At 24.6% G+C, this 12,250-nt stretch carries 8 protein-coding genes and 1 pseudogene; 3 read left to right on the plus strand and 6 right to left on the minus strand.

Annotated features, from left to right (window positions below; translation table 11 throughout):
• The first annotated feature begins 47 nt into the window (after positions 1–47).
• The gene (gene ychF / locus IX46_RS00970; protein WP_053940164.1) at positions 48–1,136 is read left to right on the plus strand and encodes a redox-regulated ATPase YchF; all 1,089 of its coding nucleotides are present in this window, start codon (positions 48–50) and stop codon (positions 1,134–1,136) included.
• Positions 1,137–1,219: 83 nt separating this feature from the next.
• Here the strand turns inward: ychF and thrC are convergent, their stop codons facing one another.
• The 3 genes from thrC to thrA are packed head-to-tail and all read right to left on the minus strand — an operon-like array spanning position 1,220 to position 5,908.
• Positions 1,220–2,509: a threonine synthase gene (thrC, locus tag IX46_RS00975; RefSeq protein ID WP_053940165.1), complete on the minus strand. Its 1,290-nt coding sequence runs from the start codon at positions 2,507–2,509 to the stop codon at positions 1,220–1,222.
• Between the two features lie 3 nt (positions 2,510–2,512).
• On the minus strand, positions 2,513–3,442 hold the full coding sequence (gene thrB, locus IX46_RS00980; protein WP_053940166.1) for a homoserine kinase: 930 nt from the start codon (positions 3,440–3,442) through the stop codon (positions 2,513–2,515).
• Between the two features lie 21 nt (positions 3,443–3,463).
• Positions 3,464–5,908, minus strand: a complete 2,445-nt coding sequence (gene thrA, locus IX46_RS00985) for a bifunctional aspartate kinase/homoserine dehydrogenase I (protein WP_053940167.1) — start codon at positions 5,906–5,908, stop codon at positions 3,464–3,466.
• Positions 5,909–6,502: 594 nt separating this feature from the next.
• Between thrA and hpt the strand changes: the two genes are divergently transcribed.
• Positions 6,503–7,036, plus strand: coding sequence for a hypoxanthine phosphoribosyltransferase (hpt, locus tag IX46_RS00990; RefSeq protein WP_053940168.1), 534 nt, complete (start codon positions 6,503–6,505; stop codon positions 7,034–7,036).
• A gap of 9 nt (positions 7,037–7,045) precedes the next feature.
• Here the strand turns inward: hpt and panC are convergent, their stop codons facing one another.
• The 3 genes from panC to dksA form a co-directional block, all read right to left on the minus strand.
• Positions 7,046–7,903: a pantoate--beta-alanine ligase gene (gene panC, locus IX46_RS00995; RefSeq protein ID WP_053940169.1), complete on the minus strand. Its 858-nt coding sequence runs from the start codon at positions 7,901–7,903 to the stop codon at positions 7,046–7,048.
• A gap of 31 nt (positions 7,904–7,934) precedes the next feature.
• Positions 7,935–8,726: a 3-methyl-2-oxobutanoate hydroxymethyltransferase gene (gene panB, locus IX46_RS01000; RefSeq protein WP_053940170.1), complete on the minus strand. Its 792-nt coding sequence runs from the start codon at positions 8,724–8,726 to the stop codon at positions 7,935–7,937.
• Between the two features lie 97 nt (positions 8,727–8,823).
• The gene (gene dksA / locus IX46_RS01005; protein WP_053940171.1) at positions 8,824–9,279 is read right to left on the minus strand and encodes an RNA polymerase-binding protein DksA; all 456 of its coding nucleotides are present in this window, start codon (positions 9,277–9,279) and stop codon (positions 8,824–8,826) included.
• A 267-nt stretch (positions 9,280–9,546) separates the two neighbouring features.
• On the opposite strand from dksA, the pseudogene truA reads away from it, so the two are divergent.
• Positions 9,547–10,358: pseudogene (gene truA, locus IX46_RS01010) on the plus strand (tRNA pseudouridine(38-40) synthase TruA).
• The last annotated feature ends 1,892 nt before the right edge of the window (positions 10,359–12,250 follow it).

Here is a 12,250-nt window from a genome sequence, read left to right on the forward strand (position 1 = left end):
TTTTTTATGATTTTAGAATAAAATTATTCATTGTAAGGTGTATAAGTATGGGTTTTAAATGTGGTATTATAGGACTTCCAAATGTAGGTAAATCTACTTTGTTTAATGCCTTAACTAAAGGAAATTCCACTGTTGCAAATTTTCCATTTTGCACTATTAAACCAAATATTGGAATAGTTTCAGTGCCTGATACTCGTATCGATGAGCTTTCTAAAATTGTTACCCCTAAAAAGACAGTACATGCATATATAGAATTTGTAGATATTGCTGGTTTAGTTAAAGGCGCTTCTAAAGGTGAAGGTTTAGGAAATCAATTTTTAAGTAATATTCGAGATACTCAAGCTATTATACATGTTGTACGTTGTTTTCAAGATGCAAATATTAGTCATGTGTATAATGATGTTCAACCTAAAAATGATGTAGATATAATCAATTCTGAATTAATATTATCTGATTTTAATACTTGTGAAAAATCTATATTAAGATTGCAAAAAAATTTGAAATACAATATTAAAGAGCAAGAAAAAATATTGATTGTTTTAAAAAAATGTATGAATCATTTAAAAAATTTTTTAATGCTGAAAACTTTAAAGTTAAATAACGTAGAAAAAAATATAGTCAATGATTTTCGATTTTTAACTTTAAAACCAACAATGTATATTGCAAATATTAATGAAGATAAAAAATCTTTAACTTTTTTAAATGAATTAAATAAAATAGCAGAACAAGATAATTCTTTGGTTATTCCCATTTCTTCTAAGTTAGAATTAGATTTAATTAATATGAATAAAACAGATCAAAAAGATTTTATGAAGGCTTTTGATATACCACATCTAGGTTTAAATAAAATTATTCAATGTGGTTATAAAATGCTTGATTTAATCACTTTTTTTACAGTTGGAGTCAAGGAAATTCATGCTTGGCCTATATCTAATGGTAGTACCAGTATTCAAGCTGCTCATAAAATTCATAGTGATTTTAGTAAAGGTTTTATTCGTGCTCAAATTATTCAGTATCTAGATTTTATTCAATATAAAAGCGAATCAAAAGTGAAAGAAGTAGGTAAATGCAGGATTGAAGGAAAAGATTATAAAATGAAAGATGGAGATATTGTAAACTTTTTATTTAATATTTAAAATAATTTAATTATTTTTAAAATTGATTATATTTTTAATTGATGCTTTTTTCGTTAGAGAGGAAGATTCTCCTCTCTAATTCTTTATTTTTCTAATAAAAATTTTTTTAGTGTATTAAAATCTGGATTTATATTATGAGATAATAATGGTAAATTAACTCTACATTTAATTTCATTTGGTAAAGCAATATTATTTTTTAAAATTTTTTCAACAGTATCTTTAAATTTAGACGGATGAGCTGTCCCTAAAAATAAACCGTATTCATCTTTTTTTAGTTGATTGCTTAATAATCGATATGCAATGGCAGCATGTGGTTCAGAAGTATATCCTAATTTGAAAAGTTCTTTGATTGCTTCTTTAGTGCTTTGATCTGAAACGCTTCCAAATCTTAAATTATTTAAATTCCAATTATTTCTACGAAATAATTCTTCTATTCTAGGCCAATTATTTGGCTGACTGATATCCATAGCATTAGAAATTGTAGATATAGTTTTTTTAGGTTTCCATTGTTTACTTTTTAAAAACCTTGGAACAGTATCATTTTCATTAGTACATGCTATAAAAGATTTAATTGGCAAACCAAGAGATTTTGCTAACAATCCTGCTGTTAAATTTCCAAAATTTCCGCATGGAACAGCGATGACTAAATTTTTTCTTTGTGATTCTGAAATTAATGAAAAAGCTTCAAAATAATAACATATTTGTGCTAATAATCGACTTATATTAATAGAATTAGCAGAATTTAAACCTATTGATTCTTTTAATTTTTTGTCATCAAAAGCTGTTTTTACTAAATCTTGGCAATCGTCAAAGCTTCCATTAATCGATATAGTTATTATATTTTTACCTAATGTGCAAAATAGTTGTTCTTGTAATAGACTAATTTTTCCCTTTGGGTATAAAATAATTACTCGAATATTTTTCATTTTATAAAATGCGTGCGCAACTGCGGCACCAGTATCTCCTGATGTCGCAGTTAAAATAGTAAAAGATTCGTTTTCTTTTTTTAAAGAAAATATCATTTGAGCCATAAAACGAGCTCCAAAATCTTTAAATGCTAATGTTGGACCATGGAATAATTCGAAGCAACTTATGTTTTTTGTAATGTCAACTTTTAATGGTTTTTGAAATGAAAATGCTTTTTTTATATTTTTATATAATTTTTTTTTAGATATTTCATCACCAATGAATTTAGAAAGTATTTCAGTGCTTCTTGTAGTAAAATCCATTTTTAGTATTTCTGATAATTCAAAAGGTGTAAAGTTTGGAATTTTTACTGGAAAAAATAATCCTTGCTGCTGTCCTAGACCAAGTTTTATAGCAGTTTCAAAACTAACTTGTTCGTTGTGATTTTTTAAATTATAAAGTTTCATTTGTTATCCTATTTTTCGAACACCTTTTGTATCTATATAACAAATATAAACAAATCCCGTTTTATTTTGTAGGTAGTTTTGCTCAAGCCATAAAGATATTTTTTTAGCAATTTTAATATTATCTGAGATAGCGAAAATAGTTGGACCTGAACCAGATATACCGCAACTAATAGCGCCTAGTTTTTTAACTTGTTTTTTATTTTCAAAAAAATTCGGTAGTAGTTTACTACGATATGGTTCAGCGATGAAATCTTTCATAGATCTTGCTGCTAAATCAGATTGTTGAGTATATGATGCATGAATAAAACCAGCTAAATAACGGCTATTTTTAACACAAACGTCTTTTGTATATTTTTTCGGTAAAATTTTTCTTGCTTCTGCAGTGGATAATTTTATTCCTGGCCAAGCTACTATCCATAACCAATTTTTAAAATTTGGTATTGTTTGACTAATTATATGAGTATCCTCTAGGATTAGTTGAAGACCTCCAAAATAAGATGGTGCTACGTTATCATAATGAATACTTCCTGATATTTCTCCTTCTACTTCACCCATTAATAATAGTAATTCTTTTGAATTTAATGGACTATTAAAAATTTCATTAATTGCAACTAGAGTAGCAACAACAGAACAAGCACTAGATCCTAGTCCTGATCCAATTGGTAAATTTTTTTCTAGGAGTATAGAAACTGGAATATTTTTTTTTACTACATTACAAAATTTAGACCAACATTTCCAAGCAATATTTTGTTTGTGATTTTCTGGTAATTGGTTAGAAAAAGCTCCTTTATTAAACAATTGAAATTTTTCTGATCTTTTTATTGTTATGCAATCACCTAATAAATCACCATTTATCGGTGTAATAGCTGCACCTAAAATATCAAATCCAACTCCAACATTACCAATAGAAGCTGGTGCGTAAATTTTAATCATTACTGTGCTCCACACTGACGTTTATAATATTGTACGTAGTAGGTCGGAAAATACTCCAGAAGCAGTAACATTGTTACCAGCACCATATCCTCTTAATACAAGAGGAATCGGTTGATAATAATTTGTATAAAATGTCAGTGCATTTTCGCCATTTTTAACTTTATATAATGGATGATTACTATTTATTTCTTCAATTTTTACTGAACATTTCCCTCCTTGTTCTATCGTTCCAACAAAACGTAATACTTTTCCTAGGTTTTTTGCATTTTGTGCTTTTTCTTTAAAAGTAGAATCTATTTCTTTTAGTTTATATAAAAATTCTTCAGTATTTTTATATTTTTTAAAATGATTAGGTAATATAGCTTGTATTTCGATGTCTTCTAGTTCTATTTTATATCCAACTTCACGCGCTAAAATTAATAATTTTCTAGCAACATCGACACCTGATAAATCATCACATGGATTTGGTTCTGTAAAACCTAAATCTTTAGCTTGCTTAGTAGCATCTGATAATAAAATGTTTTCTTCTAATTTTCCAAATATAAAAGATAAAGACCCAGATAATATGCCTTTAAAACAAATTAAATTATCACCTGTATAAAATAAATTTTTTAATGTTTGTATGACAGGTAATCCTGCTCCAACGTTAGTTTCATATAAAAATTTTTTATTTTCTTTCAATGCGGTAGTTCTAATTTCATTATAATATTTTAATGAACTAGTATTAGCTTTTTTATTAGATGTAACAACATGAAATCCTTGCAAAAGAAAGCTAGTATATTTTTTAGATAAAATTTCATCGGAAGTACAATCAACTATAACAGAATTTACAAAATAATTATTTTTTAATAATTTGCTTAATACCTCAAGATTAAATTTTTCTTTTGACTCTTTAAAATATTTTTTCCAATTTTTTAATTCAATTGAATCATTTAAAAATAATATTTTTTTAGAATTTGCAATAGCATGAATTTTAATTGTTATATTTTTATTTTCTAGAAAATGTTTTTGTTGTAATATCTGTTGAATTAATGCACTACCTACTCCACCGATTCCAATTAAAAAAACATTTATAATTTTGTTATTATGAAATAATTTATCATGAATAATTTGCATACTTTGTAAAATATTCTTTTTTTTGATTACTATTGATATAGAATAGTTCGAAGATCTTTGTGCAATGCTAAGAATATTAATTTTAGATTTTCCTAAAGACGAAAAAATTTTTGAGGTAATATTGTGTTGTTGAAAGATATTAAAACCAATGATAGATAATACAGACAAATTTTTAATTACTTTGATATCACTAAATGATTTGTCTTTTGATTCTAATTTACATAATTGTTGTAGCAATAAAAGTCCTTTTTGTGTATCTTTTTCTAAAATACAAAAACTAAAATTGTTTTGTGATAATTGAGTAATTAGTATAATGTTAATATGTTTCTTTTTAAATAAACTTAATATCATTGAGATTAAATTGTGGTTTTGTTGTATCAATTTATTAGGTATAACATACATTACAATGCCATCTAGATTAGTTATACCCTTAACAATATTTTCGCTATAATTGTGTTTTTTACAAATTAATGTACCTTGCGATCGAATATTAAAAGTATTTTTAATAATACATGGTATATTAAAATCTTTAAGTGGCTTAATAGTACGTGGATGTAATACTTTGGCTCCAAGATACGATAATTCCATCGCTTCTTCATATGATATTGATTTTAATAAACAAGTATTAAATATTTTTTTCGGATCTGAAGTAAAAACACCGTCAACATCAGTCCATATTTCACATAACTGTGCATTTAAACAACAAGCTAATATTGCCGCAGAATAATCTGATCCATTTCGACCTAATATTACTAATTCGCCTTTTTCATTTCCTCCAATAAAACCTGCCATTAAAATAATATGATTATTTTTTATATTTATTTTACTAATACGTGTTTTAGATTCATGTATATTTACTGTAGAATTTAAATAATTTCCTTGAGAGACGATATTTTCAATAGGATCTATAATAGTAACGAGATGAGATCGTGATGCTAATATATTTTTCATAATCCAAATTGAAAGTATTTCTCCACGAGATATTATAATCGCTTGTATATGTTCAGGATAATTCTTGAATAAGGTAAAATTATTTATAATTTTTTTTAATTGATTAAATTCTTTTTTAACTATTTTTTTTGTTTCTTCGTATAAAAAACAAGATTGTATTTTTTTAATATTTTTTATAATGTTGATAAATATATTTTCTGCAAGTTCAATTTGTTCTAATGCTTGATTGATGTTAATATCATTTTCTACAATATTCGCTAGATAGTTAGTTATTTTAGCTGGAGCAGACAGAACTATTGCGACTTGTTCATGATTTTTATTTTTTTCTATAATGTTAGATACACATAAAAATTTTTCTGCATTAGCTAATGAAGTTCCACCGAATTTTAATAGTTTCATATTTTATGAATCCTTAAATTTATTTCATAAAAAATTTATATTACTTATAATTAACTTTTTATTAAAATATATTACTCCTAAATTATATATGAGTTCATTTATAGAAAGTAGAATAGTGATTCTATTGAGATAAGATTATAAATAGATATTAATATTCTCGTGTAATACCTTGAAAGGTAAAATTAATAAATGTTCAAATTAATTTAATTGTTTTGATTACGTAGTTTTAATAAGAATTAGATTTGTAATTGAAATATATTTAAATGTTTTATTGTTAGTATAACTTATATGTTATTAATTTTATCATAAATTTAATTTATTTTTGTTAAATAATATTTTTATTAAGGGTTTATATTGGTACTTTAAATGTTTTAATTTTCAAGGTATAGAATAATCATATGTCGTATCGAATTAGTATTAGAATAATTTTTATAACATAATGATTATTATTATTGCAATAGTTAAAAAATAAATATTTAATTTTTAATTTTGTACTGAAATATTCTATTATAAATACTTTTTTTTAAATACAGATCAATTATATGATTTTTAGTATAATAAAATACAATTTAAATTAAAAACTTAGTTAATGTTATGAAACATACTATTAAAGTGATTTTTTCTGAAAAAGAATTAGGTGCTCGCGTACGTGAATTAGGAGAAGAAATTACTAAAAAATACAGAAATAGTAACAATAAAATGATATTAATTGCTTTATTGCGTGGTTCATTTGTATTTGTGGCAGATTTATGCCGAAATATTCAAATTGAGCATGAAGTTGATTTTATGACTACTTCTAGTTATGGACGTGGAATTGTATCCAGTGGGGATGTGAAAATTATAAAAGATTTAGATGAAGATATTTACAACAAAAATGTGTTAATTGTCGAAGATATTATTGATTCTGGTAAAACTTTAAGTAAAGTCTTAGGTATTTTAAAATTAAGAAATCCGAAATCTTTATCAATTTGCACGCTTTTAGATAAGCCTGAATGCCGTGAGGTAAATATTCATATTGATTTTGTAGGTTTTTCTATACCTGATGAATTTATGGTTGGATACGGAATAGATTATGCTCAATGTTATCGTTATTTACCATATATTGGCAAAGTTATATTTCAGAAATAAAAACATTTTTTAATTAGGCAATATAAATTTTTTATTATCGATGAGACGAGTTTTACCTAACCATACAGATGCAAGAATTATGTTCTTTTTATTCTTTTTAGAAAAAACATCTAATGTTTGAGAATTGTATACATTAAATATGTCAATTAGAAATCCTTTTTTTATTAGAGACATTTTTGACAAATGAATTGTTTCATGTAATTTTTTACCATGGTTTTTTACAACAATATTAATTGTTTTTTTTATAATTTTATATAAAAAAGATGCTTTCTGAAACTCTAAATTATTTAAGTATTTATTTCTCGAACTAAAAGCTAATCCGTTTTTTAAGCGAATTGTAGGTATACTAATTATCTTTATTGGATAGTTCAACTCTTTAACAAGAGTTTTTATAATCAATAATTGTTGATAATCTTTTTCTCCAAAAAATGAAAAGTTTGGTTGTATTAAGTTAAATAGTTTTCCAATTATTGTTGTTACCCCTAAAAAATGTCCAGGTCGCGACTTTCCTTCAATGATTTTAGATAACTTAGGAACATCTATATATGTATGCATTTTTGTACTATTTGGATATATTTCAGATCTATCAGGTGCAAATAAAATGTCTATTTTTTCTTTTTTCAATATTAAGCAATCTTCTAAAAAAGTTTGAGGATATTTTGTTAAATCTAATGCATTATCAAATTGCATGGGATTAACAAAAATACTTACAATAACAATATCCGAATGTTTTTTAGCTAGTAAAATTAATTTTATATGACCTTCATGTAAATTCCCCATAGTAGGTACTAATCCTATTTTTTTTTGTTCTTTTTTAAAAGATTGAATTCGTTTATATAAAGATTCTATTGTTTTTATTATTTGCATGATCGTTCTATTCCGAAAATATTTAAACTTTTTAAAAACTATATTTTTTATTAGGGAAAATACCTTTTTGAACCGAATTAATATATGCTTTAATTGCGTTTTGAATACTACCGTTGTTTATAAGGAAATTTTTTGTGAATCTTAATTTTTTTCCTTCGGTAATTCCTAATAAATCTTGCATGACTAATATTTGTCCATCGGTATGATGACCGGCTCCTATTCCAACTACGGGGATAGACAATTTTTCTGTGATTTTTTTTGATAATTGTGCAGGAATGCACTCTAATACTAGCATTTTAATTCCAGCATCTTCAAGTAACAAAGCTTCTTCCATAATTTTTTTTTCATCTTTTTCAGTTTTTCCTTGAATTTTATACCCACTTAAAAAATCTATATGTTGCGGTGTAAGCCCTATATGTCCGCATACTAATATTGAATGGTTCGACAATTCTTTAATGATATGAATTAAATGTTTGCCGCCTTCTATTTTAACCATATTAGCACCAGATTGAATAATTTTAGAAGTATTTTTTAATGCTTGATTAATTTCATAATAAGACATAAATGGTAAGTCAGATATTAAAAAAACATTTGGCGCACCTTTTCTGACTGCTCTTGTATGATATTCAATATTTTTAACTGTTACAGGTATTGTTGAATTATGACCTTGAATTGTCATGCCAAGAGAATCTCCGATAAGTATAACTGGGATTCCTGCATTTTCAAATAATCTAGCAAAGCTGAAGTCATAAGCTGTTATCGCGGCGAATTTATTTTTTTTCTTCTTCCAGTGTTGTAATGTAGAAATATTAATATATTCCATATCAGACCTAAGTTTTAAAAAGTAAATGTAAATATAAACAAATTGAAAGGATACTCGAGATAATTTTATATATCAATCGAATATCCTCATCTATATACTAACCAGCCATTTGTTTTTCTCTAATTTCTGCCAATGTTTTGCAATCAATGCATAAACTTGCAGTTGGTCTGGCTTCTAGTCGACGTATTCCGATCTCAATTCCACAAGAATTACAATAACCAAAATCATTATTTTTTATTTTTTTCAAAGTAATTTCAATTTTTTTAATTAATTTTCGACTTCTATCTCGGTTTCGCAATTCCAAACTAAATTCTTCTTCTTGAGCAGCCCTATCAATTGGATCTGGAAAATTAGTCGATTTATCTTGTATATAAAGTAAAGTGTGGTTAATTTCAAATTTTAATTGATTTTTCCATGTTTCAAGGATTTTTTTGAAATGCAACATTTGACTTTGATTCATATATTGTTCATCTGTTTTTTTTTGATAAGGTTTTAATCCAGCGATAGAAAGAACATTCAAAGAAGATTTTTTTTTTTGTTTTTCTTTTTCCATAGTTTTTTCCTATTAAAATTTTAATTGAAAATTTAAAAGATATTATTTTTTTTTAGTCAGTATGTATTATAAATAATTTATAAATATTTTATATGTAATATGTTTTATTTTTTTTGTAAATAATTTTTTTAATAAGTACAATATTTTTTTAGAAAGTATTTAACACTAATTTTAACATAAACTTTAATTAAACGTTGTTTTATAAAATTATAGATTTATAAATGTACATTTAATTTAACTATTAATATACGACAAGGATCATTTTAAATGATGAAAAAAGAAGTAAAAAAAATTGCTTTAGGAATAGAATATGATGGAGCATATTACCATGGTTGGCAACGCCAAAAAAATTGCTCTTCTATTCAAGAAGAAATAGAGCTATGTTTATCTAAAATTGCAAATCATAAAGTGCATGTTATTTGCGCCGGTAGAACTGACACTGGAGTTCACAGCATAGGACAGGTGATTCATTTTGAAACTATTTCTACGAGAAGCCAATATGCCTGGACAGTTGGGGTAAATACTTACTTATCTAAAAATATTTCAATACAATGGGCTAGAGAAGTTCCTATTTATTTTCATGCTTGTCGAAGTGCTATTAGACGTACTTATCGATATTTAATCTATAATTCTGTTTGTCGTTCTAGTATTGTATATAAAAAATCTAATCATGTTTATCAAAAATTAAATGTTTTAAAAATGCACTCTGAAGCACAGCATTTACTAGGTAATCATAATTTTTCTTCTTTTCGAGCATCAGGCTGTCAATCTTATTCACCTCAAAAAGAAATTACGAAAATTAATGTTTATTCTATTAACGATTTTGTCATTGTTGATATTACAGCAAATTCTTTTCTATATCATATGGTTCGTAATATTGTTGGTTCTTTAATACAAATTAACTTTATAAAAAAGGACAATGTAATGAAAAATTTATTAAAAAAAAAAATCGAAATTATGCAGGTCCTACTGCTCCAGCTAAAGGTTTGTATTTATTATCTGTGGAGTATCCAGACTGTTTTAACTTACCAAAATTTAAAGATATTTTATTAAAATATAATAATTATTTTTTCAAGTAAAATATACTTGAAAATTTATATTAATTTTTCAACAAAATATATTTTTTAATCTAAGATATTTGAATTAATCAAATTTTATCATATGTGGATAAAAAATTATTAAAAAATTTTTATTCTAACGTTGATTGTAATAATTTTTTATGTTGTTCTATACATGAAATCAGCTATGCAATAAATATCAAGTATAGCAGTGTCCTAATTCAATGTATATTTGAATAATCGATTTAGAACTAAACAATTTATTTTTTCAAAAAAAATTTGAATATTTTTAAAAATTACAATGTATAAAAAATTTAATAAAATTACGATACTTGAAAATATCGTCTAAAAAATAAAATATAGAATTTATACGTCCTATTTTAATTTTCCAAATACTAACGAAAAAGTAATTTATGTCAGATTAGTTTTTAACAAAAATTTTTTATGAAAAATTAAAAACATTGAAAATTATTGTAATTTTAATTTTTTTTCGATTAAAACATAAATTAATTAGTATATTAAAATTTTTTAAAAAGAGAAAACGCATTTTTACCTGATCTAAATATCTTGTTATTTTAATTAAAATATTATTAGGAAGAGAAGATAAAAAATTTTATAACTATGATAGTATTAATATATCATTTATGACGCCAGCGTTATTAGTTAATATTGTAGTAGAACAAATACAAGGAAGTAGAACATTTTCCTAACAGTTAATTAAAAATCTTTTTCTAAAAAATACTTGTTCGATATTAAAAAAGTCAATGAAATACAATGGTGTTGATTTTTAATGGATTTTATAAGTAAAATTGCATTTTACAATTATATTCAAATAAAGTTTATTTATGACAAGATGGTAATCAGAAGATGTAAAGCGTCTCCCTGGCTGGTTGTGTTTATTTGACTGATTAATTAATAAATTAAACTTAGATCAACGTACTTTACTAGTTAGTATAGTTAGAGGTTCTTCTTTATATCATTTTTTAAGATATTGAGAATTAGCTCGAGATAGAAGAAATTTAGTTTTTTGACTTCTTCATTAAAGTTGAATTAAAAAACTTACTTATAACTGTATAAAAAACATTTAAAGATTTATATAAAAAGCATTTATTATTTCAGAATATGCAAATTTTCCAAAACTTGTTCGAATGGAATGCAAATAACAATTAAAAAATTAAGATAAAAACTGGGAAGGTTTAAAAATATTTACTACTTTAGACTTTTTATCTTACAATACTGTTAAAAAGTTGTTACAGTAAGTGCGCTTGAATTAAAAAAATTAAAAGATTTAGAAATTGAAATGATTTTAGTATATAAATTTAGCGGTGATATCAATGCTCTAGTTTAGTAGTTCTCATTCAACGTCATATATTTATAATTGGGTTTTACAAGCTCATCGTTCAATTCGTTATTTATCTAAATCTGTTATTTGCTTATAAGTTTTATCTAATCCTAAAAATATCATTTTAAACATTGGGTATATAATGATCCTTTTTCAATCAAACTAGAAAATGGTATATATAGGATTTCTCAAAATAATAATTATCAATTTAATAAAAACGAGTAATTTTTTTAGAGGGATGAACTCATTCTATCAATACACTCATAGTTAATTGAAGTATCGATATAAGTTTAAGTTCATTAATAAAAAATTGGATTCATTTTTGTGTTTATGGGAAATATTTAAATTGTTTTCCTTCGATTTCACTGGATTCGATTAATTTAATACCTATTGAAATTATGCGAATTTTTTAATTAATTCTGAATAAAGGATGTAATGCATTCATATCTTCAGTAAAATTTATTATTTCTGATAATAGAAAGATATTATATCAAATTTTATTGCAATTTAAAAAAATAGCTTTTTCTGAATCGGAATATATAACAGTATATGATACGTACAAAGTTACCAT

This window comes from Buchnera aphidicola (Aphis glycines) (assembly GCF_001280225.1).
In the GTDB taxonomy this organism is placed as follows: Bacteria; Pseudomonadota; Gammaproteobacteria; order Enterobacterales; family Enterobacteriaceae; genus Buchnera; species Buchnera aphidicola_E.